The 24,367-nt window shown below is 33.6% G+C and carries 27 protein-coding genes and 1 tRNA gene; 10 read left to right on the plus strand and 18 right to left on the minus strand.

The genetic code is table 11. The annotated features are described in order from the left end of the window. Positions 1-63: 63 nt before the first annotated feature. The 3 genes from ACE38P_RS05415 (at position 64) to ACE38P_RS05425 (ending at position 2,712) form a co-directional block, all read left to right on the plus strand. Positions 64-1,251, plus strand: coding sequence for a cysteine desulfurase family protein (locus ACE38P_RS05415; protein ID WP_374699652.1), 1,188 nt, complete (start codon positions 64-66; stop codon positions 1,249-1,251). Positions 1,252-1,452: 201 nt separating this feature from the next. Further along, on the plus strand, positions 1,453-2,175 hold the full coding sequence (locus ACE38P_RS05420) for a Bax inhibitor-1/YccA family protein (protein ID WP_007302228.1): 723 nt from the start codon (positions 1,453-1,455) through the stop codon (positions 2,173-2,175). After that, positions 2,176-2,712 carry a cytochrome c oxidase assembly protein gene (locus tag ACE38P_RS05425; RefSeq protein WP_374699653.1) on the plus strand — a complete coding sequence of 179 codons (537 nt, stop codon included), beginning with the start codon at positions 2,176-2,178 and terminating at the stop codon, positions 2,710-2,712. Between the two features lie 217 nt (positions 2,713-2,929). Here ACE38P_RS05425 and ACE38P_RS05430 read toward each other — a convergent pair whose 3' ends face one another. After that, the gene (locus ACE38P_RS05430; protein WP_374699654.1) at positions 2,930-3,286 is read right to left on the minus strand and encodes a hypothetical protein; all 357 of its coding nucleotides are present in this window, start codon (positions 3,284-3,286) and stop codon (positions 2,930-2,932) included. Between the two features lie 281 nt (positions 3,287-3,567). On the opposite strand from ACE38P_RS05430, the gene ACE38P_RS05435 reads away from it, so the two are divergent. Further along, complete coding sequence (locus ACE38P_RS05435) at positions 3,568-4,545, plus strand: quinone oxidoreductase family protein (protein ID WP_374699655.1); 978 nt, start codon at positions 3,568-3,570, stop codon at positions 4,543-4,545. A 128-nt stretch (positions 4,546-4,673) separates the two neighbouring features. Here the strand turns inward: ACE38P_RS05435 and dapA are convergent, their stop codons facing one another. The 9 genes from dapA to elbB form a co-directional block, all read right to left on the minus strand. After that, the gene (dapA, locus tag ACE38P_RS05440; protein WP_374699656.1) at positions 4,674-5,555 is read right to left on the minus strand and encodes a 4-hydroxy-tetrahydrodipicolinate synthase; all 882 of its coding nucleotides are present in this window, start codon (positions 5,553-5,555) and stop codon (positions 4,674-4,676) included. 9 nt (positions 5,556-5,564) lie between these two features. Continuing rightward, complete coding sequence (ssb, locus tag ACE38P_RS05445) at positions 5,565-6,047, minus strand: single-stranded DNA-binding protein (RefSeq protein WP_006014313.1); 483 nt, start codon at positions 6,045-6,047, stop codon at positions 5,565-5,567. Positions 6,048-6,115: 68 nt separating this feature from the next. Then, positions 6,116-6,189 (minus strand) — tRNA-Arg (locus ACE38P_RS05450). 12 nt (positions 6,190-6,201) lie between these two features. Continuing rightward, positions 6,202-6,990, minus strand: coding sequence for a hypothetical protein (locus ACE38P_RS05455; protein WP_010407002.1), 789 nt, complete (start codon positions 6,988-6,990; stop codon positions 6,202-6,204). Further along, positions 6,987-7,595 carry a hypothetical protein gene (locus tag ACE38P_RS05460; protein ID WP_010406999.1) on the minus strand — a complete coding sequence of 203 codons (609 nt, stop codon included), beginning with the start codon at positions 7,593-7,595 and terminating at the stop codon, positions 6,987-6,989. Before ACE38P_RS05460 ends, ACE38P_RS05455 begins: the two co-directional genes overlap by 4 nt. A gap of 4 nt (positions 7,596-7,599) precedes the next feature. Then, a complete protein-coding gene (locus ACE38P_RS05465) occupies positions 7,600-9,039 on the minus strand; it encodes a hypothetical protein (protein ID WP_010406997.1) in 1,440 nt (479 codons plus the stop codon). Between the two features lie 270 nt (positions 9,040-9,309). Further along, positions 9,310-10,236, minus strand: coding sequence for a 4-hydroxy-3-methylbut-2-enyl diphosphate reductase (gene ispH / locus ACE38P_RS05470; RefSeq protein ID WP_213863831.1), 927 nt, complete (start codon positions 10,234-10,236; stop codon positions 9,310-9,312). 58 nt (positions 10,237-10,294) lie between these two features. Then, positions 10,295-10,603: a hypothetical protein gene (locus ACE38P_RS05475; RefSeq protein ID WP_010406993.1), complete on the minus strand. Its 309-nt coding sequence runs from the start codon at positions 10,601-10,603 to the stop codon at positions 10,295-10,297. 137 nt (positions 10,604-10,740) lie between these two features. Next, a complete protein-coding gene (elbB, locus tag ACE38P_RS05480; protein ID WP_264376090.1) occupies positions 10,741-11,439 on the minus strand; it encodes an isoprenoid biosynthesis glyoxalase ElbB in 699 nt (232 codons plus the stop codon). Positions 11,440-11,580: 141 nt separating this feature from the next. Here elbB and ACE38P_RS05485 point away from each other — a divergent pair, with 141 nt between their 5' ends. The 3 genes from ACE38P_RS05485 to ACE38P_RS05495 all read left to right on the plus strand — a co-directional run bounded on the left by ACE38P_RS05485 (position 11,581) and on the right by ACE38P_RS05495 (position 13,825). Then, the gene (locus ACE38P_RS05485) at positions 11,581-12,570 is read left to right on the plus strand and encodes a glycine zipper family protein (protein WP_374699657.1); all 990 of its coding nucleotides are present in this window, start codon (positions 11,581-11,583) and stop codon (positions 12,568-12,570) included. Between the two features lie 504 nt (positions 12,571-13,074). Beyond that, positions 13,075-13,371, plus strand: a complete 297-nt coding sequence (locus ACE38P_RS05490; RefSeq protein WP_264376060.1) for a transposase — start codon at positions 13,075-13,077, stop codon at positions 13,369-13,371. A 193-nt stretch (positions 13,372-13,564) separates the two neighbouring features. Then, a complete protein-coding gene (locus ACE38P_RS05495) occupies positions 13,565-13,825 on the plus strand; it encodes a transposase (protein ID WP_374699589.1) in 261 nt (86 codons plus the stop codon). 433 nt (positions 13,826-14,258) lie between these two features. Here ACE38P_RS05495 and thyX read toward each other — a convergent pair whose 3' ends face one another. From thyX to acpP, 5 genes are all read right to left on the minus strand, one after another. Continuing rightward, positions 14,259-15,101: an FAD-dependent thymidylate synthase gene (thyX, locus tag ACE38P_RS05500; RefSeq protein WP_374699658.1), complete on the minus strand. Its 843-nt coding sequence runs from the start codon at positions 15,099-15,101 to the stop codon at positions 14,259-14,261. Positions 15,102-15,110: 9 nt separating this feature from the next. Then, the gene (gene murA / locus ACE38P_RS05505) at positions 15,111-16,388 is read right to left on the minus strand and encodes a UDP-N-acetylglucosamine 1-carboxyvinyltransferase (protein WP_374699659.1); all 1,278 of its coding nucleotides are present in this window, start codon (positions 16,386-16,388) and stop codon (positions 15,111-15,113) included. A 4-nt stretch (positions 16,389-16,392) separates the two neighbouring features. Then, on the minus strand, positions 16,393-16,530 hold the full coding sequence (locus ACE38P_RS05510; protein ID WP_374699660.1) for a hypothetical protein: 138 nt from the start codon (positions 16,528-16,530) through the stop codon (positions 16,393-16,395). 411 nt (positions 16,531-16,941) lie between these two features. Beyond that, positions 16,942-18,213 carry a beta-ketoacyl-ACP synthase II gene (gene fabF, locus ACE38P_RS05515; protein ID WP_264376056.1) on the minus strand — a complete coding sequence of 424 codons (1,272 nt, stop codon included), beginning with the start codon at positions 18,211-18,213 and terminating at the stop codon, positions 16,942-16,944. A 6-nt stretch (positions 18,214-18,219) separates the two neighbouring features. Beyond that, positions 18,220-18,480 carry an acyl carrier protein gene (gene acpP, locus ACE38P_RS05520; protein WP_064085853.1) on the minus strand — a complete coding sequence of 87 codons (261 nt, stop codon included), beginning with the start codon at positions 18,478-18,480 and terminating at the stop codon, positions 18,220-18,222. A 127-nt stretch (positions 18,481-18,607) separates the two neighbouring features. Here acpP and ACE38P_RS05525 point away from each other — a divergent pair, with 127 nt between their 5' ends. Further along, complete coding sequence (locus tag ACE38P_RS05525; protein WP_064085854.1) at positions 18,608-19,390, plus strand: polyprenyl synthetase family protein; 783 nt, start codon at positions 18,608-18,610, stop codon at positions 19,388-19,390. Beyond that, on the plus strand, positions 19,383-20,255 hold the full coding sequence (locus ACE38P_RS05530; RefSeq protein ID WP_264376055.1) for an FKBP-type peptidyl-prolyl cis-trans isomerase: 873 nt from the start codon (positions 19,383-19,385) through the stop codon (positions 20,253-20,255). The genes ACE38P_RS05525 and ACE38P_RS05530 overlap by 8 nt, the downstream gene beginning before the upstream one ends. A 70-nt stretch (positions 20,256-20,325) precedes the next feature. Here the strand turns inward: ACE38P_RS05530 and hslU are convergent, their stop codons facing one another. Both hslU and hslV read right to left on the minus strand, forming a co-directional pair. After that, complete coding sequence (gene hslU / locus ACE38P_RS05535) at positions 20,326-21,777, minus strand: ATP-dependent protease ATPase subunit HslU (protein WP_010406444.1); 1,452 nt, start codon at positions 21,775-21,777, stop codon at positions 20,326-20,328. Between the two features lies 1 nt (position 21,778). Then, complete coding sequence (gene hslV, locus ACE38P_RS05540; RefSeq protein ID WP_010406442.1) at positions 21,779-22,333, minus strand: ATP-dependent protease subunit HslV; 555 nt, start codon at positions 22,331-22,333, stop codon at positions 21,779-21,781. Positions 22,334-22,415: 82 nt separating this feature from the next. On the opposite strand from hslV, the gene gshA reads away from it, so the two are divergent. Continuing rightward, positions 22,416-23,570 (plus strand): glutamate--cysteine ligase, encoded by a 1,155-nt coding sequence (gshA, locus tag ACE38P_RS05545; RefSeq protein WP_010406439.1) that lies wholly within the window; start codon positions 22,416-22,418, stop codon positions 23,568-23,570. Here the strand turns inward: gshA and ACE38P_RS05550 are convergent. Then, positions 23,567-24,367: a hypothetical protein gene (locus tag ACE38P_RS05550; RefSeq protein WP_006014617.1), complete on the minus strand. Its 801-nt coding sequence runs from the start codon at positions 24,365-24,367 to the stop codon at positions 23,567-23,569. The two genes, gshA and ACE38P_RS05550, sit on opposite strands and share 4 nt — an antisense overlap.

A 24,367-nucleotide genomic window follows, 5' to 3' on the forward strand; every position in this document is an offset into this window, starting at 1 on the left:
TCCCTGTTTTTGCAATAAATTTTTATCGTGTTAAAGTTAACATACATAATTGGTTGATGGTAAGTGACAAATAAGCCTGTGAGTTTATTCTCTCTGGAAGACAGTAGTTGCGTGTATGCTGATTATAATGCAACTGCTCCAGTGAGTAAAAATGTAAAAAAAAGTATACTTGAGATTTTGTCGAAACAAACACTAAATCCATCATCGCTGCATAAAAGAGGACAAGAAGCGAGGAAGATTCTTAAAGAGGTAAGAGATAACGTACGTAATGCTCTTAGCATTCCAGATGATAAAGAAATAGTTTTTACGTCTGGTGCAACTGAAGCAAACAACCTCGTCATGAGAGGAATGAAAGGCTATCTGCATGTAATTTCAGCTATAGAGCATCCTTCAATTCTTAATTCTGCATGTAATCCACATATAATACCCGTTAATCAAGAGGGTATTATTGACTTTTTAGAGCTAGAGAAAATTCTAAGCGAACTTGAAGGGAATAAAGTAATAATTTCAGTGATGATGGCTAATAACGAAACTGGAGTTATCCAGCCTGTTAAGGAAATAGCTAAAATGGCACATAAATTCGGGGCAATCTGTCACACTGACGCTGCTCAAAGTGTTGGGAAAATCAAAGTAAATATGGAAGATTTAGGAGTGGATTTACTTACTTTATCTGCTCACAAATTTGGTGGTATAGCAGGTAGTGGAGTTTTAATATTTGACAAAAAGCTTGTAATAGAACCTACTATAATAGGTGGTGGGCAAGAAAAAGGATTGCGTGGTGGTACAGAAAACATTATTGCAATAGTAGGTCTTTCTGCTGCATTGCAAAACATTCCAGATCTTCTATCAAAGATGGATGAAGTAGAGAAGCTGCGTGATCAATTGGAGTATGGGTTATTAAGTCTTGTCAGTGATATCAAGATCTTTGGCAGAAATTCTAAAAGATTGCCAAATACAAGTTTCATTTATATGCCGAGAGTGAAGAATGATCTGCAGCTCATGTGCTTTGACTTAAATAATATTGCAGTCAGCAATGGTTCTGCATGTTCTTCTGGAAAAGTTGGGCCTTCTCATGTTTTGCTTGCAATGGGAGCAACAAAAGAGCAAGCAGAATGTTCAATTAGAATCAGTATAGGTCCGGAGGTTAAACCGCGAGACATAGAAAAAATAGTGGATTGTTGGTATAGTATCTATAAGAAGAATGCTTTAGTAAATGCAAAAACTACTTTCACCATTCCCCTTAAATCATGATAGAGGGAATGGTGAAAGTAATTTCTATTGCCAGAGGTTGTTATAATAGTTAAATGCTGCTGAAAACCGATTTGCTTATAGTTATGGAAGAAATTCTCTAATTGCATACCACACCATTCAATTGTAGTATGTCATTTTATACTTGATAAAAACGCTGTATTGTATTATAATATATCATCAAGAGATAATAAGGAGTTACATATGTCTTATATGAAAAACGAACAGGATATTCGCTCTCAGGGCGTTTATTATAGTGCTGGACTCAGGAGTTACCTAACTAAAGTATACAATTATATGGCTTTAGCTTTAGGTGTTACAGGGCTTGTTGCGTTTTTAACAGTGTTTTCTGGTCTTTTCCAGGTGATTTATTCCAATCCTGTTCTATCGCTTGTAGTAATGCTATCTCCAGTTGCATTGGTGTTTTATATGTCTTTTAGGCTTCAACACCTAAGTGCTCAGTCAACACTTACTGTATTTTTTCTATTCTCAGTTTTAATGGGAATTTCTTTATCTCATATTTTTATAATTTATACTGCAGAAAATATAGCGAGAGCATTTTTCATTACATCGATCATGTTTGGTTCTATGGCTTTATATGGTAATACTACAAAAAAAGATCTTACCAGCATGGGTTCTTTTTTGATTATGGGAATCTGGGGGTTAATCATTGCATCTATAGTTAATCTGTTTCTTGGAAGCAGTCCTCTCTATTTTGCAATATCGTTTGTATCAGTGATAGTGTTTACTTTAATGACCGCATACGATGCTCAGAGAATCAAAGATGTTTATTATAGATATAATGATGGCTCAGAAGTTGCAACTACTAAGCTGGCAATACTTGGTGCAACTAATCTTTACTTTGACTTCATCAATATATTCCTCAATTTACTCAGGTTACTTAACTTGTTCAACAATAAGGATTAGATGATTTCCTTTTTAAGGGGAAACAATAAAAGTTCTATAGTTTTCCTCCTAATATCTTTAGTGGTATTGATGCTGTGTCTTGCATATGCTTCAGTACCGTTGTATAGCATCTTTTGTAAAGCTACTGGATATGGTGGCACAACGAGAAAAGTAACTAATGCAACAATAAATGCAACTGACCAAAAAATCAGGGTTTACCTTAATGCTGATATAATATCAGGTCTGCCTTGGGAATTTAAATCAGAAACTAACTACATCGATACAAATATAGGGCAACAAAGTTTAGTATTTTATTATGCAAAAAATTTATCTGATCAGCCTTCTTTTGGAATGGCAGTGTATAATGTCACACCTTTTAAAGCAGGTAAATATTTCAATAAAGTTGCATGCTTTTGTTTTGAAGAGCAAATGCTGCTACCAAAACAAAAAGCGGCTATGCCCGTATCCTTTTACGTAGACCCTGAAATAATGCGTGACAATAGTACAAAAGATTTAAGTGAAATAACACTATCATATACGTTTTTTAAGCTTAAATAACAAACCTTTTCCTATTGTAATCCGAACAAGGTTGTACGATACATCTATTGAATTGAGCAGGAGCTCTTATTTGCTTTTTGCACACTGACTACTTGTGTTTCAGTGTTCGTTGTTGCTAATTCCCATCCTTCATTATTTGCTTCACAAGCATTCCAACATTGAGCCAAATCCTTATTATTTTTTACAGAATCTGGTATTTCTATGTTGGGATTTTTTTCTAATGTATGCTAATTAGAATCTCACAGCAATTTTTGCGTTCAATTGACTTATCCTTACAATATAATTCAGCAACACACTCTAAAGCAGTGTTTCCATTGTAGTTTTCATCTGGGCTATCATTCACTCCCGCTTTTATGAGAGCCTTTAATATGTCCGGAGAATGGGTCAAAACACAGGTATGTAAATATCCTTTTTCGTTTTGCACATTAGCTCCTGCTTTTATTAAAACTTGCGCTAGATTTGTTAAAGTGTACGGTTTATAGTTAATGGCGATGGAAAAAAGACTATCTATTGGAAAGCCATCATAATCTTTCAAGTCAAATCTGTGATTAATATCAAATCCTTTTTTTCCCAAGAAGTATATAAATATTTACAATAGTCTCCTTTTTTATCTGATTTTTGCATTTTACATTTTAACCTTTCTTTTATTTTTATTATTGGTATCTAAATCGTCATCTTCATCCACTTCACACAACACATTGAATAAAACACTATAAAGCCAAGTTTCTCTGTTTGTCATAATTTGTGCCTCAAAACTATTAACAATACGCTTATGTAGTGTATAAACTCTAAATAACATTTTGCAAAATATTAATTGCTAGATAACATAATTAAAGTTTTTGTCTTACATTTATCATGGTTAGAGCTATACAAATTAAAAAAACTGGGGGGCCAGAAGTATTAGAATTTGTAGATAAGAGCATAGGTGAGCCAAAAGATGAGGAAGTCTTAATACGTCATACAACTATCGGCTTAAATCGTTATGATTTAGAACACAGAAAAGGTACACGCAAAATTAAAGATCTGCCATCAGTACTTGGAGTAGAGGCAGTAGGAGTTGTTGAAAAGCTTGGTAAAAAAATTAGTGATGGACTTAAGGTTGGAGATAGAGTTGGATATTGCACAGCTCCTCCAGGGGCATATTGTGAAAAGCGCATTGTACACCAGAAATATTTGATAAAAATTCCGAATGATATACCTGATGAAGTTGCTGCTGCAGTATTGTTTAAAGGTATGACAGCTCACTATTTAGTTAATCAATCTTATAGAATCAGGCCTGGTGCTTTTGTACTAGTTCATGGAGCTAATGGTGGTTTGGGGCAAATAATATGCCAATGGGCAAAGGATAAAAAAGGTGTAGTGATAGGTTCTATAAGCTCTGACGAAAAAATGAAGATAGCTTTACAAAATGGCTGCACATACGCAATAAACTACAATGATAAAGATTTCGTTTCTAAAATCATGGAGATTACGAAAAATAGAGGAGTAGGTGCAGTGTATGACCCTATAGGTTACGCTACAAGCAAGCTCTCTTTTGAATCTTTGGGTAAGTTTGGCATATATGTTTCCTATGGGCAGATATCAGGTAATGCTCCTATTAATTTCTCTTTACTTAGTTCGCGTTCGTTATTTGCAGCTGGAACTTCGATATATCACTATAAGCATGATAAATTTACATTAGTGCTTACTGCAATGGAAATATTCGAGATGATAAGAAAAAAACTTTTAATCGTACGAATTAATAAAAAATATAAATTTGATGAAATAATAGGGGCTCATCGTGACATGGAAAATAGAAAAATAAGTGGGCTAAATATCATCAAAGTTTCTTAAAATAAATTAGTAACCTAAAATAATTATTCATTAAGTCATATCAACAAGAATTTCATATGGTTAGTTTTCTTATAACAAGTTAGTTTATTTGATGCAGGTGTAGAAGTTGATGATGTGTGTTCCTAGCTTTAGCTATTAGTCAATTCTTTCCATCCAAGAATCATTTTATTAGCTTGCCTCAATGTTTCAATAGAAGGCAAGTCTTCTGTGCTTAGTGGTAGACGAACAGTTTTGTGTTCTATAAGCCCAATGTCATGCAAGAGTGCTTTAGTAGGTATTGGATTGCTGGCAGTAAATAGAGTTTTGCAAGCTTGTTGCCAACTGTCTGCCTGAGGGTTCTCGCCACTCATGCATTGCTTAACATATTCATGTACTACACGTGGCCAAACATTGGCAGCAACAGAAACCAGACCAGCCGCACCCTTAGCAGCCATATCGGGTATCATATTATCATCTCCGCAAAAGACCTCAATATTTGGTGCAACTTTCTTATACTGAGTTAAAGTATCAACGGTGCCACTTGAATCTTTGATAGCCCAAAATTTTTCGTGGCTGGATAAGTTGCGTACAGTTTCAGCGTGAAGACTCACTCCTGCTCTTGATGGAATATTGTAAAGCATGGCTGGCACATGTGCTTTTTCAAGCAGCTTTTCAAACCATAAAGTTTGCCCCATGATTCCAGGCTTTGCATAAATGGGAGTTGTCATTAGATAGACATGAATAGGCATACCCTTGCAAAAATCAAGCCATTCAAGAGTCTGATATAGATTCACTCCTGGTACACCAATTATAATTTTCGTATTTAATTTTAGCTCACATACAAATTCAACTAATGTGCGCTTTTCAGAATCAGTAAGTGATAAGCTTTCACCTGTGCTACCTAGCAACACTACACCATTTTCAGCTTCAGCTTGCATTGTTAGTAAACGCTGCAAGCTTTGGTAATCTATACTATCTCCACTGCAATTAAAAGGAGTAACACAAGCAGTCCATAAAAATGTAGATTTCAATTGAAGTTATTAAAATGGTATTTCATCATCGATTAGTTCGTCTTTTATATCGTTGTCAAAACTTCCGTGTTTATCTTTTTGTTCTGTTTCATTTTGTTTGTATTCACTTGGCTTGTAATCAGAGTTTGACATACTGTTTCGTGAATCTAAAAGGGTAAGGGCACTATTAAAGTTATATAGCACCACCTCTGTCGTATACCTTTCGCTACCATTTTGGTCAGTCCATTTTCTAGTTCTCAGAGAACCTTCAACGTAAACTTTACTACCTTTGCGCGCAAAATCCTTAACAATTTTTACTAATCCTTCACTAAAAATTACAATATTATGCCATTCTGTCTTTTCAGAGCGCGTACCAGAAAATTTGTCAGTCCAACTTTCAGATGTGGCTATCGAAAAACTTGCCATCTCTTTTCCATTTTGTGTAGTCCTAATTTCAGGATCTTTTCCTAAATTACCAACTAATATGACTTTATTTATAGTACCACTAGACATAATTATGCTTTAAAATAAATCTCTTTATTATCTTATGTGAGAGTATTATTGTCAAATTTAATTAAAAACGCGCTTGGAGGGATTCGAACCCACGACCTTTGCCTCCGGAGGGCAACGCTCTATCCAACTGAGCTACAAGCGCAGATGTATTAGATTATTTAATAGATAAACTATCTAAATCAAATTTTTGTTCTGGATAAAGCGTAAACATAATACCTCCATGTCCAAAATGTACATTTTTAGAATTGCTTATCCGTTCTTTTGTTATCTTTTGGTTTACAGCCCATGAAAAAGTTACATAATTTTCAGTTACTGAGTGCACTTTTAAATCCTTAGTATTTATAAACAACTTTCCATTTACCCATATTTTCCATGTATCGGGGGAAAAGTATAAAATTGAATCTAAACTGACTACTTTACAATTGAAATTTTCTTCCTCTGTAACTCCTGAAGACTGTAAGTTAAACTTTTCCATCTCACTAACTATTCTATTAACCTGCTCTTCATCAAAAAAAATGCTTTTTATGCTACCATATTGCGATAAAGTACTCTCTGCTGCCTCTTTTATTATATCGTCTCGATCTATATAATAATTGTTGATAAAAAAACACTCCTTCGCACGCAAATTTGCTATATCAATGAAGTCATTTATTTCTTGATTTCCAACTTTTAAAATACTTTTTAAGTACTTCTTTTCTATAATCATTCCATCATTAGAATGATGACAGACCATTTCATCATTGCCTTGTCTTTCTATATATACACATAAATTTTCACTATTTAACCCTAATATTTTATGCTCAATAAAATCTTCATTACTAATATGCTGTTGGCAAGAATATTTTTTACAAATCCCTATATTTTCTACAAGATCTTCGCAATTGCAATATGCACTAAAATTAAAAAATAGCAGCGTAAAAATAAAAAACAACTTTATATTCATCTACTTAATATGGTATACCAATCAAAAACTATACTAGCTCTCACTATCTCTATCATATTACCACTTAAAATCTGGTTTATAACTTTAGCATCTATATTTCTCTGCTTATTCAAGGTAAGAGATCTGATCATAACATAACCAGGAAGATTTGGAATAGACTGTAGAAATAAAAAAATATGCTTATCGCTAATTGAGCTTAAACTTAGAACCACTTCACTTCTTATTACTTTTGTATGTTCACTTTTATTGTGGAGTTCAGCTTCTTCAGGTATAGAAATTGATATTTCAGGTTCTAACATGTAGTGTTTTTTATATAGCTTGTTAAGCTCAAAATTTAAATTTGTAATGTATCTGCTACTATGTAAGTTTGAAGAAGAAATTCTTTTCCATAAATCTAGGTTTTTATTTAGAACGACTTCTTTCTTTTGAATTTCAATGATCTGTAAATTAATAGAGCGTATTTCCTCAGCTGCAGTTTGATTTTTATTATAAACCTTTTTGTTATAGATAATAAAACACGTTGATAACCCTATTAATACAATAGATAACAATAAGTAATATATGCACTGAATTGTAGCTTTTCTTTTTAGTTGAGAGATAGTCATCAATCTACATTGCCTCTCCTATTTCAACATCAATAGATAGATTTTTCTCTTTAGTAGTAGGTAAGCTAGAAATACTAATATCATGAGTACGGAAATTATCGTTTAAATTTTTCTGTAGTTTCTCGTATTGATAAGAAATGTCTTTACCAGATTGAAAATTAAACCTTAAAGTTGTGGTAATATAACTTTTTGCCTCATTATAATTCCACTCAAATAATTGAAGCTCTACATCTGGTACTTTTAGCTTTTCTACATACTTAACTTGTGTGAGAGGAGAGTACTCTATTTTTGATAAAATATTATTGATATTAATAAAATCGTAAACTTCATCTATCTTTTTTACATTATAGCTTTGGCTAAGTTTTATTAGTTTGTTATTTAAAGCACTCCGCTTTGCAGATAAATTATCAGCAATATTAAAATTCGAATACAAATTCCGCAAACAAAAGGTGTTAATTACAATTAAAGTCAAAAGGAGGTATAGAAAAATCCGAGGAGAGTTTAAATAAAGGTAATTGAATAGATAAAATTCTTTAGTTTCTTTTGTATTAAAAACATCTGTTGGCTTATTCTTAAAGCTATGGAACAAAATTGTAGTATCACAAAAGCTATCTTTTTCGCATATAGCTAATTCTGCTCCCAATAGTTTACCTAGCTCATATGGAGTCAATATGTTCACACTATTCTCTGAAAAATTTATAACTGATAAACTAGATTTAATAGCTTCTGATACTATGATGCAAAGGTCGATAGGGTCATTTTTTTCAAATCCAAACTTAGTTAAAGATTGAATTGTATTTTTCACTTCCTGATATATTTCACCAGCAATGATTCCTGGTAAATTATCATTAGTAAATGGTATTAAACGTGTAAATATCATTTTGTTCTCTTTAAGAACCACTTGTCTATAGCCACCTGTTTTAGTTGCAGCAACTATAATTTTCCAGTTACTAGGATCTTTGTGTAGAATCTTTTTTGCTATACTGACTAGTTCTATAGGAAACATTAATATTCCTTTAAAGTTAGAGCCTATTTCAACAAACACGTCCAACCAATATTCTATTAAATGATTTGCTTTTGATGAAACAAATAGATACCACCAGTTTTGATTAAATTTATTCGGCTTTTCGACCAAGAGAATAGAATTTATATCGTTATTATGAGCAAAATGCTCTACTTTTGTTTTTGCTGATAGATAAGCACTAATCCTATTTACTCTTGGGATAGACTGTAGCAAATAGTTCTGATCAGTGTGATTGAGAACCAGATATAAGGGTGCTTTTTTATCTGATGAGAGACATGAAATTAAGTCAGAAACAACTTTATTATTTTTGTCCTTAGCAAAATATCTTTTATTTAAAGTATCATTTTTAAAATATAGTAACATTGTGCCTTCTTTTCCTATAGAAAGCATAAACTTACTTTTGGGTTTTGACCCAAACATATTAACAAAGTGTATACTCATCTAGAATTAAAAAGGTAATTTATTGAAATTCATTAAACATTAGATGACAATATTACTTATATTATAAGTTTTTGATAAAATTAGTAGTAATATTAACCCTTTTGTATGATGAAGGTTTTTTATATTTGTGCTAGACACAACTTAACCTGACAAACGAGGATTAATTATATCTCAGCTTGATATTTTATTCTCCAACAGACTGAAAATTGAATTGAGCTAAAGACTTGATTTGACGCACGTTGTTGCACATTACCATTTAGTATACTTGAACTGAACATTTTCAGTGAATCCATCTGGCATGACTGAAACTTTTGTATTCATATTTATTTTTAAGTAATTTACTAGCTCATCAACTAATATATCAGGAGCAGAAGCACCTGCAGTAATTCCTATTTTTTCTGCGCCCTGCAACCAATTTTTGTTCATACATTTATAATTATCAATCAAATAGGCTCTTTTTCCTCTGGAAATACACAGGTCTAATAAACGGTTTGAATTTGAACTGTTTTTGCTTCCTACAATTAACACTACGTCTGTAATTTTAGCCAATTTTTTAACAGCGTTCTGCCTATTTTGTGTTGCATAGCATATATCTTTTAAGTCGGGGCCTGTAATGCTTGGAAATCTGAGCTTCAGTGTAGCAATAATTTCTTTGGTATCGTCAATACTTAACGTGGTTTGTGTTACATAAGATAAATTATCTGGATCTTTGATTTGTAAATTGTATACGTCTTGCATAGTTTGCACTAGAGATATAGGATTACTTACTCTTCCTATAATTCCTTTAACTTCTGGATGATTTTCATGTCCAATTAGAATTAATTCTTTACCACTATCCTCATACCTTTTTGCCTCTTTATGTACTTTGCTAACTAATGGACATGTTGCATCAATCACTTGAACACCCTTTCTTTTTGCCTCATCCTCTATACTTTTCGACACTCCATGTGCGCTAAAGATCAATATTCCTCTATTGTCTTTAATGTCTTCTATGCTGCTTACAAAAACCACTCCTTGTTTCTTGAAGTCCTCTACTATATACTTATTATGAACGATTTCGTGTAGTACATAAACTTGGCGTTCATTTTTGTATTTCTCTAAAGTGATTGCTAATATGTCTACAGCTCTTTTAACCCCTGCACAGAAACCGCGTGGTTCAGCTAAGATAATCTCCATTTTTTAAGTAAGTATATAAACATTGCTAAAAAGCAAGCTCCGCTCACTATGTTTCATATCATGACTGCTTTACTATAATTTCAAATTTATCATTACCAAGATTTTTGTTAATATACCAGGAACCGTCATCTTTAATTACAAATTCAGGACCCTTAAGGTCTCTTTTTATTGTCCTTCCATCTTGGCCATCCATAGCAATATGGATATCGAATGTAACGATGTCTAGATTTACCATAGCCTTTTTCCCACTTTGTGAATTTAGGCTAAACTTGCCCAACATGACATCATTAATACTCACTTCTCCTGCATAAGTATCACACTGACCATCTATACAACACTCACTTTTAATATAAAAAAGATCTAACATATTTAAATCTATAAAAAAAAGAACTAAATTTATATACTAAATACAATTCATCATTAATAAGCAACTATAGATTACTTTGGCTACAGCAATAATGCAACTGGAAGTATAACATAATTAATTGTATAAGAAACTACACTTTAGAGAAATGGTTGTTTGGTTTTTTTATTAATTTTTTTCACCATACTGTCAATCATGTGTTTTATTCCTTGATATACAGAGTGTGTACTTTCATCACTACGCATATAAGCAGAGCAGGAAAATATATTATGCTTTTCGTCTTCTATTGATAGCTTTGTATCGCATGTTATATGTTCGCCGCCGAGCTTCTCTATCAACTGGTCTTTGTCGTTTCCTATAGTTACCTTAATCTTACTTTCTTCTTTACCTATCTTGCTACTTAAAATTAAAACAATAATGGCTGGAGATATACATATAGTTCCTATTGGCTTTTTTGCAACAAAGAATTCTGAGACTAATCTTTCAAACTCAGGCATTACCGTTTTATTTTCAGCTAAGTCAGATAAATTTTTCGCAACTCCATATCCACCAGGTACGACTAGCATGTCAAAATTTTCAGCTTTAGCTTCTCTTAAATCATTTATCTCACCTCTTGCAATTCTTGCTGATTCTACAAGTACATTCCTTTTTTCTTTTACCGCCTCTTTTGTTTTGTGATTCATAACTTGTGTAATATCAATGTCAGGAGCAAAGCACGTGACTTCAACTTCCTGCTGATCAAGCACAAGCAAACTTAAAACTGCTTCTCTCACCTCTGTGCCGTCGAGGTGGCCGCATCCTGATAAAACCACAGCGGCTCTTAATTTTTTCTCACCCATAAAATACCTTGATTTCATATAATCTAGGTATTGTAATACAAATTCCATATTTGGAAAGGAGTAATTATTTTATGTCAATTATAATATAATTAATAATTAGCATATATAATTAGACATATTTATAATTTATAGGAATTGAATATGGTACAAGGTGGTGCAGCAAACTCAGCTATTTACGAGAAGTTAATTGAAAGTGTAGTACAATATATTAGTGGAAAAAAAGATTTGTTGCAAGCATTGGAGACTCTATTACAAGCAAATGAATTTATAAAAGAAGGTGAAATTTCTAATGAATCAACCATCAAGAATATGTCTAAATTTCTGATAGAAAGGAAAGATGTTTTTGGGAGTGTAATAGGTCTTATATTGGAGGATTTTGAGAAGAACAAAGTTGAATTAGAAAAATTTTCGGAGCAAGTAAATAAAGTAAAAGGCATGGAGAAAGAGCTTGAAGCTTTAGGTAACCAACTGTTAGCTCAGGGGGTAATAAGTGGAGCAGCAGTGACAACACTAACAGGTGCACTAGCAGGTTTATTAACAGTAGGAGGAGTGACTGGTGCATTAATTGTTGGCGGAGCAGCATTAGTAGGGTTTGTAGCACTAGTTGCTATAGCTGCTATTGGTTATGCTATATATCAGCATAGAGGTGAGATAAAAGAAGGAGCGATGAAAGCAGGAAAAGAAGTGAAAAGTTTTGTGAAAGATGTGATCGATAAATTACCTACGATTCAAGCAAGAGAGAATAATTTTGGAAAGTTAATAAGCAATTTAATGGAAAAGAATCTTGAAGCTGATGAAGGAAAAAAAACAATTCTTAATAATGAAACAATAAAAATAATAAAAATGCTTCAGAATCAAGAGCAACTAGCAGCCATAGGACAGTTAATAGGGGAAGATAAGGCTGATCTTTTGAACAATCTTATAAGCAAGGGTACTAGTACTCATGAGGAAGACATGAAGAAACTTGTAGATTTTATGAGCGAATTTCAACCTACAATTATGGACATTGGTAGTGACATAGAAGAGGTAGAACGAAAAGTTAATGACAAAGTTAAAACAGTAAAGCCAGGTCCTGAAGTGAAGAATCCAAGTGCTGCACGAGTTAGTGAAGAAGGGAAAGGAAAGAAGTGAATTGATACATTTGAAGAGCGTTTTAATGTATCTGTCTATCTTATTTTGCCACCCTGCTAAGCGGACACAAAAAATTACTTCCGCATATTTTAAATCTGATTATAATAACAATTAGAGATATTTATTGAGCTCAAAAATCTATCTCCGTCTGCAGACCTTTTTTATTAAACTCATAAAAAATGTAGCGTATCCTCTTCAGTGTATACTTAATTTCTGTCATGTGTGCGCTGCATTTTTTTCTAATCTTTTTTACAGGGGGATTTTATGTCCAGAATTCCAGATATTTGACCTTTACTTTAGCTAATAAAAACCAACTGGTACCTGCGGTTTTTATAGCTACGTTTCTCAAACAAGTTTCAAATGAATAGATTTCTTGCATAACTGGAATTCAAAAGTTGATGTCATTCTAGCGCGTGACGCTAGAATCCAGTCCTTTTGTGCGAAAAACGTTGTAAAGTAACTTAGTTGGATCCCAGTGGGCTTTTTAACTGTTGAAGAAAAAATATGCCACAGAAAATGAAAGTCAGTAACCAAAACGAATATAACAAATTCCTTGAAAAAAGGGGGAATATTTTTCGTTACATCGATGAAGCTATCGAAAATTGGTATGAAAATAGTCCAAAAATGCAGGGCGGCAACTATATTTATAGTGATAAAGTTGTGATTTTAGTGCATATAATCGTCAGTTTCTTTAGAATTGGTTTAAGACAAACAGTCGGGTTTATAAAAGGATATCTGCAACAAATAGGAAAAAATTTGCAGCTATTCACAAGCATCAAAAAAAACTTAATATTAAGATAAATGATTGCAGGATTGATAAAAGCAACATGGAAAATATTGAAATTATCATAGATAGCACAAATTTACAGTAACACTCCTGGCCACAGTAAGGAAAACAGTGCAGATAGAAAGTACCGAAGCTACGAGCAAGTAAGAAAGTTACATGTTATGTTAAGTGTGAATAGTAAAAAAGCTATAGCTGCAAGATACAGTAATGGCGTCTACTCTGACCACTTGCGATTTGCTTGAAGAAGTTAATTTTCAGCACAAAATAAAAGCATTATATGCAGATAGGGCATACGATAGGCAAAAACTTTATAAATTGTGTAAGAAATACGATATAAAAACAAAAGTTCTACCAAAAAAGGATGCAGCAGAACATTCAAAAATAGATTATATGTCTGACAGGAATGCTGCTATTAGGTTAATAAAATTATACGGTGAAGATGGCATGAAAGAATGGAAAAAGAAGTAAATTATGGGAAAAGATCTTATATTAAAGGGTTTTTCTCAAGATTAAAGCAAATATTCGGATTTAGTTTTAGGAATAAATCTGAGATAAATCGAGAAAAAGAACTAAATGCTATTTGCTTAATAAATTTACTGATATTGGTGTGGATAAATTTGAGATAGTTACATGAATTTACCATAAATCACCATCTCATAAAGTGTGATGCAACAAAGCCATCCCAGTATCAGCTACTCTGATTACACCAAAGGGGCACTTGGATAGAGGCTACTTGAATAACACCATCATAAGGTGAAACTAGATTCCAGTGTCAAGCACTGGAATGACATCATCTACTATGCAAATTACCAAAATGTTCGTACAGCTGTGACTGGTTTGGGTTTTGTACAGCTATCCTGCAAACGCTATGTAAATAACAACTATACATTTATCTTCAAGATTATTTACCAAGTATAGACATCAGCTCATTCCATTCTCTTTTACCAATGCCACTTTCTTCTCTCGTAACATTTTCTCCTTTTATTAGCTTGCGAATTATTTCAAGACCAGTTTTTGAAATGCAGGCTGATTTTAGCGAGTATTCAACAAAAGCATTATAGGCCAGCGGGACCCATTTCTTTACTATGTCCAACATAACTTCTGCATAGACTCTAATTTCATATTGGGCGTGCTTATCAGCTCTAAGCCTTAAAAAGTGAAGAAGGTTGTGTAAATCTATTTTCCAATAAAACTGAGTATAGTAATTAAGTGTTAGATTAGTTCGGGCAATTTCTCTTGCAAGGCCCTGTTCAATAAATTTCTCATAATGAGAATATACTAAATTAGAATCATTTATTAGAGAATCTATTATTTCTTTTGAAGTACTTGAGTCAAAAGCTTCACCGCTGCCTTGTTTATTATTATCAGATTGTTTTGCAACCTGTTCTGGTATATAAAATTCATTATCAAGTATCGAATACCTTCCGGAATATTCATTCACATTTGCAGTTCTGTGTCTTATCCACTGTCTTGCAATAAAAATTGGAAGTTTCACGTGAAACTTAATTTCACACATTTCAAATGGAGTTGTATGATGATGCCTCATCAAATACTTTATAAGCGCTTCATCTTGATTTATCTGTTTTGTTCCCTTTCCATAAGAAACGCGAGCAGCTTGAACTATGGCGCTATCAGAGCCCATATAATCAATTACTCGAACAAATCCATGATCTAACACCTTATGTTCTTCGTATAGAATTTCATCTATCTCTTTTACTGTAGTTCGCTTAGTTGTCTCATTCATAATATATTCTCAAGATGAAACAGAGATATCAGCTCCACATGAATTGAGTTTTTCGTGCATTGCCTCATATCCTCTCCATAAATGATGTGAGTTATTTATTGTAGTTTCTCCTCTAGCCACCAAAGAAGCAAGCACCAAAGCTGCCGTTGATCTTAAGTCATTAGCATATAGATTAGCTCCAGATAAGCTCTTTATTCCACTTATAGTAGCTTTATTTTTTTCGATGCTGATATTAGCACCTAATTTTCTTAGCTCATTTGCATGTGCAAATCTACTTTCAAAAACGTTCTCTTCAATGATTGATATTCCACCTGCAATTGACATAGCAGACATTAGTTGTGGTTGCATATCACTGGGAAAGTTGGGATATGGATTTGTTGCAACGTGAGCAGATTTAATAGAGCCATTTTTTCTAGAAATAATAATACCATCATCATGTAACTCAACTCTGGCTCCTATAGTCTTCAATTCATTTGCAATACATTCTATATCAGACAAACTTACTCCTTCTAACTTTAGCTCGCCGTCGGTAATGACAGCAGCCAAAGCATAAGTACCGGCCTCTATGCGATCTGGTATGATTGTGTGGACACATCCGTTTAATTCATCAACGCCTTCTATTGTGATTTTTGTGTTGTTAACTTCAATATTGGCACCCATTTTTTTTAGAAACTCTATTAAATCAAGAACTTCCGGCTCCGTTGCGGCATTGTTTATTGTTGTTACTCCTTCTGCAAGTGTTGCTGACATGATTATGTTTTCTGTTGCGCCAACACTTACTTTTTCAAATGTTATTTCTTTGCCTTGCAATTTTCCCTTTGTTGTTGCAGTTATATTACAGCTATCAATTTCAATTTTAGCTCCCATTGCTTCAAGTGCCTTGATATGAATGTCAACAGGACGTTTTCCAATATTACATCCACCAGGAAATACTGTTGAAACTCTACCAAATCTGCTGAGCATTGGACCTAGCATTAAAAAAGATGCTCGCAGTCTGCTTGCAATTTCATGTGATATTAAATGGTTATTGATATTGCTACAGTCAATTTCCAAAGTATGATTTGCTTTATAGTCTTTATTGCATATAAAATTTACTTCTGCACCAAGACTCTTAAGCAGCTCAGACATCAAATGCACGTCAATTAAATCAGGTACGTTATGCAAAGTTATTGAAGAATTACTAAACAAGCTTGCCGCCATTATTGGCAAGACGGCATTCTTTGAACCATTAATCTTGATTTTTCCAATCAAGGGCTTATGGTTACTTCTTACTAATATTTTATGCATTTAATCAAGCGATAGAACTTATCAAGTAAGTATAATAGGTTAGCGGTAAAAGGCAAAATTTTGCTTTTTCTTCTTCTGTCATTCGATTAGCTGACACTGGGATCCATTTCTTCATCATCATCAAAATGTTATATTTCAACATTACTTTTATGCTGACCAATTTAACTGGATTCCAGTTGGCTTTGTTGCATCGCTATCTACGGCGGATTAAAGATAAAAAAGATGAATAATATCAGTAGCTTATTATTCTAGCATTTATAGTAAGGACGGTCAGTGAATATCTAAATTTGAGTAAAAGAAATTTTACTACCATTCACTAATCTAGCTAAAATTCAAGAATTTCAATGCTTTAGCTATTTTAAGTAGAATTAAATTTACTAATACAAACAATAAATTACTATTCTTAAATTTGATCAGATTGACTGCAAAAAAATAAGATTTTCAATAAGTTGCTTGTATAGTTAGCCTTTCATAGGTAGCGATGCAACAAAGCCATTCCAGTTTCAGCTACTCGAATGACATTTTCGTAGTCGATTCAAAATAGCATAATTAACTACACCTTTCCAAAGATGAGAGACGCGTTGGTACCACCAAAACCAAATGAATTAGAAAGCGCATATTGAATTTTATGCTCTTGAGCTTTAAGTGGTACAAAATTTAAATCACACCCTTCTGAAGGTTTGTGTAGGTTTAAAGTTGGTGGAACAATTCCATTGTTTAATGCAAGGATACTAAATATTGCTTCAACACTTCCTGCGGCACCAAGTAAATGTCCTATAGAAGATTTAGTCGAGGAAACAGGTATTTTATAGGCATAGTCACCGAATAACTGCTTCATTGCTATTACTTCAACTTTATCCCCAAGTGTTGTTGAAGTCCCATGTGCATTGATATACCCAATTTGACTTGGGCTTACTTGTGCACTCCTTAAAGCAAGTTCCATTGCCTTAAGTGCGCCTCTTCCTTCTGGATGTGGTGCTGTGATGTGGTGCGCATCTCCTGTGAGTCCATATCCAGTGAGTTCTGCATATATTTTTGCTTCCCTTTTTTTTGCATGTTCATATTCTTCCAGAACTAATATACCTGCCCCTTCGCCCATGACAAATCCATCGCGTTCTTCGTCCCATGGCCTTGAGGCCTCTTCAGGCTTATCATTGAATTTAGTTGATAGCGCCTTCATCGATGCAAAACCTGCAATTCCAACTCTGCATAACGCACTTTCTGCTCCGCCTGCAATCATAATGTCAGCTTCACCGAGTTTTATAGCTCTTGCTGAGTTTATAATCGCATGCGCACCTGTTGCACATGCAGTTACCGCTGAGTCATTTGGACCTATAAATTCGTATTTAATAGAAATATGACCAGATATCAAATTTATTAGACTTGCAGGAACAAAAAATGGGCTAACACGTCTAGGCCCCTTCTCCTGCATGGTAATTACATTTTCCTGAATTGACGGAAGACCACCTATACCAGAACCAATAGCTACACCTATTCGCTCTTTATTAATATTTTTATTTTCCAAAATTAGTGAATCTTCTACTGCCTGAATAGCTGCTGCAATTCCGTAGTGAATAAAACGATCTGTTCTTTTTAGGTCTTTTTCAAAAATATAATCTGGTGGATTAAAATAATGCTCAATGTTATCGGATTGCACAGGCACCTGCCCTGCAACCTGACAAGCAAGATCAGAAGAGTCGAACCTATCTGTATTGATTGCTTTGATGCCAGATTTACCTTCTTTCAGCTTTGACCAGGTGTTATTAACATCTGCTGCTAGTGGAGTAATTAAGCCAACACCGGTAACTACTACTCTTCTGCTCATTCAACATCAATTGTTTGCTTTGTTTACTACATATTCAACTATCTGTTCCATAGTTTCCATTTTTTGTGCATCTTCGTCAGGAATCTCTATACCAAATTCTTCTTCAGCTGCCATGATTATTTCAACTGCATCTAAACTATCTGTGCCATGGTCTGAAAGCTTTGAAGAACTACTAAATCCCTCTACATCCTTACTGATGTGCTCTAGTATAATCTTCTTTACTTTTTCTTCTATATCTTCCCTAGTGCTTTTTGCCAATTCGCTCATTTCTTACTAAAAAATAACCTATTCTCTGATGTTATAAGAAATTTTGATGTTTGCAATAGCTTTTATGATTATATAAACTATTAAAAACTTCCTATCTCTTAGCACTCAATAGTTAATAAATTTAAAAATGCTAGACGAAACAACAAAAAATTTGCTTGTTGTAGAAGTGAATAAGCTCTTACCTGAAAATAGCGAGAATAAACTTATATCAGCTATGCGTTATGTGCTTCTTGCTCCTGCAAAACATATACGTTCTTTTTTAGTTATAGCATCTTCGTCGATATTTAACATAAAGGTTGAAAAAGCAATAACAGCAGCAGCAGCAATTGAATTTATTCATGCTTATTCCCTAATTCACGATGATCTGCCATGTATGGATAACAGTGACACCCGCAGAGGCCAGCCAAGCTGCCACAAAAAATTTGGTGAAGCAACAGCAGTACTGGCCGGAGATGCATTACTTACCCTGGCTTTTGAGGTATTATCTTTGTTAAATTGTGAGATCATAAAAGTGCTCTCTCAAGCAATAGGAATGAAGGGAATGGTGGGAGGGCAGATTTTAGATATAGGTGCAGATTTTGACAAAATAAAAGAAATTCATTTGATGAAAACTGCAAAACTATTTGCAGCTTCATGTGAAATAGGGGCTATAATAGGAGGCGCTACAGACAAGGAGCGGGAAGCATTATATAACTATGGAATAAATCTAGGGCTTATTTTTCAAGCCAAGGATGATATCGAAGATTATGAGCAAGATAAAACAAACAATTTAATGTCCGTGCTTGGAAAAAATGAAATGGAAAACTATATAGATAGTCTCTTTAAACAGGCCTCAGATAATTTAAGTACGCTTTCAGGGAATACTAATGACTTATATGATTTATTGAATCAAGTAAAAAAAGATGGTTAGAAAAATTATATTACAAATGTTTATCTCTGTAGTAATGATTCTCACTTTAGCTTCTGCTTTTATAATTACGATTGTTTATATAAACAAAGATAAACCAGAGAAAAGGGAAAAGCTTTACGAAATAAATGCTACACATGGTGGTTTGACACAGATGATAGCAAGTTATTTGGTCAGGCCGATACTTGAATCAGCTCTTGATCGTTATATTGAAAAGCATGGGTTAGCAGAATATTTAGAAGAAATAACACAGCAAAAAGAAGAAGAGATGATAAACTTTTATGAAATTACTGAAGGCAGTGGCAGTAAAGTTTTCTGTGGCCAAGAAGTTCTGCTACAAATGTACAAAGTCTCCAACAACCTAGCAACGCTACTTCCGACTGATGTCAATTTGAAAATAGGTCAGGATTACTTAAAAGAAGTGAGTTTAGGGGTAATAGGTATGAAAGAAGGTGGAGAGCGTGTAGTTACTATTGCCGCTGATGACAACAAAATGAGTTTTAACTCTTATTACATCAAACTGATTGAAGTAAAAGATAAATATCCTGATTCAGTAAATAACCTAATGATTTTTAATGACTTAATTAACAAAACTGGAAAACGAGTAAAATGTGGCGATGAGATATCAGTTCAATATAGCATAAAGAGACATAATGGTGAGTATATAATCAAAGATCAAATAGTGCAGTTTAAGGTTGGTGACAAAAAAATACCACTTGCTATAGAACTTGGAGTTGTGGGAATGAGAGCTGGTAATAAAAGAACAGTTCTTTCTCCACCTGATCTTTTAACTGATGTGTTAACAAAAGGCATAGATTGTGATATTGCAATAATTGATTTAAGCTTGAATTCTACTATTGAAAAATAGCTTAAAGAATTACGAAGTAAGAAAAAATAAAACCTCTTGAATGCTCTATATTACTTAAAGTAGGCTTCCTCTAAAGTATAAATTTAGATAAATCAAGCTGCTTTGAAATTGACTCTAGTTTATCTCTTACATATTTGCTATCTATAACAAATTTTTCACTATTTTTTTCAGAAGCGATAAAACTTATTTCATCCAAAAGCTTCTCCATGACAGTATGAAGTCTTCTTGCACCTATATTTTCCACTTCTCTATTAACTGTAAATGCTATTTCAGCTATAGTCTCTATACCATCATCAGTAAACTCAAGTGTTACATTTTCCGTTTTCATTAACGCTATATACTGTTTTAACAAACTAGATTCTGGTTCCTTTAATATTTTTATTAGATCCTCTTGAGTAAGCGCCTTAAGTTCCACTCTAATTGGCAATCTACCCTGTAATTCTGGTAAAAGATCAGATGGCTTAGATAAATGAAAAGCACCAGATGCAATAAATAATATATAGTCTGTTTTTACGGGGCCATACTTAGTTGAAACAGTTGTTCCCTCAAGTAATGGTAACAGATCGCGCTGCACTCCTTCTCTGTTGACTTCACCTTTTATTTCTGTACGTGCTGCAATTTTATCTATTTCATCTAAAAACACTATGCCTTCATTGCTAACAAGATCAATCGCTTCTTTGATTATCTTGTCTTCATCCATTAACCTTTCGCTTTCTTCATTAATCAATATTTCACGTGCTTCTTTCACTTTAACTGTAATAGTTTTTGTTTTTTTGCTCCCATTAAACATCTTGCCCACGATTTCTGTTACGTTCATCACACCAATTTGCCCACCTGGCATGCCAGGTATATCAAAAGTGGGTAACATACCCTTGCTCTCCCTGACGTTAATAGAAACTTCTCCATCTTCAAATTCCTTATTTCTCAGTCTTTCTCTGAAAACTTTTTTGCTTTCCTCGGTTGCATCTTCACCAACCATGGAGTTGACTATTATCTTTTCAGCCAAACCTAAAGCTTTTTTAGTTAAGGCTTTACGTGCTTTTTCCTTGACTAAAACTATTGCTGCGTCAACTAAATCACGTATTATCGAGTCAACATCACGTCCAACATATCCTATTTCAGTAAATTTCGTTGCTTCAACTTTTATAAAAGGTGCACCAGCAAGCTTTGCTAAACGGCGAGCTATTTCAGTTTTACCAACTCCCGTATGGCCTATCATGAGTATATTCTTAGGTATAATCTCTTCACGTAGTGGAAGTGGGACTTTATTTCGACGCCAACGATTTCTGAGTGCAATAGCAACAGCGCGCTTTGCATCATTCTGCCCGATTATAAATCTGTCTAATTCTTTAACTATCTTCTGTGGTGGTAGATCATCTAATAAAGCTTGTGAGCTTTGAATGCTGCTACTTCCTGTACCTTCATTTTCATAGAGGCTATTTTTCTCATTATAGTCATCATTATTATCAAATTGACCTACTACAGATTGACTAGAAAAATTGGCACACAAAGTTCTTGACATATTACTCCTCTATTTTTTCGATAATTAGATTATGGTTTGTATAAACACATATATCGGCAGCTATCTTCATAGCCTTTTTTGCAATCTCCTCTATTGATATTCCTTCAACGTCAATCAAAGCTTTTGCTGCAGATAAAGCAAAATTTCCTCCAGAGCCAATGGCTGCAATGCCATCTTCAGGTTCAAGAACATCACCCGTTCCTGTAATGACCAATGAAATGGACTTGTCTGCCACGATCATCATAGCTTCTAATTTTCTTAGATATTTATCCATTCTCCAGTCTTTTGCAAGTTCAACACATGCCCTCATTAACTGTCCTGGGTGCTTATCAAGTTTAGATTCTAGCCTTTCGAAGAGAGTAAATGCATCAGCTGTTGCTCCAGCAAAACCGGCAATTACGGAATCACCAGAAAGACGCCTAACTTTTTTTGCTCCAGATTTTATAACGGTATGGCCTAGCGAGACTTGCCCATCACCTATTACTACTACATTTTTGTCTCTTCTAATTGACAGTATAGTAGTACCATACATTTTACTGCTGTCATGATGAATCATTTTTTTGTTATTTTAATTCGTTATATTATATTAAGATTATAACTTATAATATAGTACTTTTCTTATAACATTTAAAGTGTAGATGCAAAACATAATTCATCCAAATCTGGAAAAAGATATAAATAATTGGTTCAAAACAAAATTTAATGGTTTTACATTACCATTTTATAGCTCCATAGATCTTAGGAATTCAGGCTACAAAATTGCTCCAGTAGACGCCAATTTATTTCCTGCAGGGTTTAATAACCTAAGTGAAGTATCAAAAGCGATAGCAGCAAAATTGATAAAAAGCTACTTCGAAACAAAACAATATAAAAAGGCCCTTATAATACCGGAGAATTACACACGAAATAAAATGTATATAGAAAATGTATTTGCTATAGAAAAGGTACTGCAACTCGCAGGTTTTGAAACTAGAATTGGCCTCTTTCATAATGAAACGTACAATTTAATAGAACAGTATGAAACTGTTGTGAAAGAAAACTCTTTGCTGAAGACAACTTCAGGATTTGTGCCTGATATTATTATACTGAATCGTGATATGACGAGCCACATTCCAGACACGCTAGAAAACGTAAAACAAGAGATAGTGCCAAGTCCATTATATGGCTGGCACAGTAGGCAGAAATTTCAATATTTTGAAATCTATCAAAAATTAGTGTCCGAATTTTGTGGCGAATTTAAAATGGACCCATGGCTTATTTCTGTGCTTACAGAAAGCTGTAATGGAGTTGACTTTAATGATGATTCATCACTAGGAGCAGTAGCGACTAAAGTTGACCAAATATTATCTCTAGTGCAAAAAAAATATGAGGAATATGAAATAAAAACACAACCTTACGTTTTTATCAAAGCAAGCAATGGCACATATGGAATGGGCATTATAACAGCAACAAGTGGAAAGGAAATATTAAATCTCAATAAAAAAAAGCGTCATAAAATGAAAAAGATAAAAGAAGGAATAGCAATCAATAGTGTTATTATACAAGAAGGTGTACCAACTATTGACATATTTAAAAGTAGTTCTGCAGAACCGCTAATATACTATATAGGAGATACTCCAACATGTTACTTATACCGATGTAATAGCAGGAAAGATGTATATTCTAGCTTGAATTCCACTGACTGTGAATTTTATGACATCAGCCAAGAAAATAAAACTTTGCCACTTTGGAATATTGTTAGCAAATTAGCAGTGCTAGCATTGGCAGTAGAAATTAAGTCTTTTCATCTCTAATAATTAATTTCTACAATGCTGCCATTATGCTGAATATGGTGAGCGTCATCAAGTCCAGTAGAAGGATCAGTACCATTATTAGGTTGATTGACAAACTTATCGATGTTTGATACTAGATATGCTATGCTTAGTATCAAACTGACCGTAACAGTTAAGTTGAAATTATAGATTATGCCACCACCCAAGTCTATTGGTATGGTTGGAAGTTCCATTCTTTTTAATATGAAGCTTAACAAGCCCAATGACAAAGCGAATGTGCTAAAAATAACTTCTTTGCCATATTTAGCAGACTTTTCAGAATCCTTATTATCTAGATACTTCTTCCATGTATAATAACAGTTTATGCATTCTGAAAATAGAAATAGAACTGCTGATGTTAAGCTAATATAACTTATTACATCCTTGTTGTTTCTAGCTAAGAAATGAATGATTTTTGTCTGCATCAATATTCCTATGACACAGTTTGCCAAGAAGGCTAAGCTACCCACAACCTGTATTGGTTTTTCAGGTTCATTTCCCCCTTTACCATTCTGAAGTTTTTTAGATTTATATCCAGCTAAATTGAGACCAAAGTGAAGAGCAAATATTATTGATGTTGGTAGTTTTATGAACTTAGAAATATCTAATATAGTACAAATATTGGATCTGTTGTTATCAATAAACTCGCAACAGAATTGCAATGAAATTTTACACAATATGCCTGTTAAACCTACTGCAATACAATACATCTTTCTAATATCATGATTGTGAGCATCATGTATACTTTCTATAAATGTATTTGGCTTACCTTTTGGCAT

The sequence above is a fragment of the Wolbachia endosymbiont (group A) of Limnophora tigrina genome (assembly GCF_964263225.1).
In the GTDB taxonomy this organism is placed as follows: Bacteria; Pseudomonadota; Alphaproteobacteria; order Rickettsiales; family Anaplasmataceae; genus Wolbachia.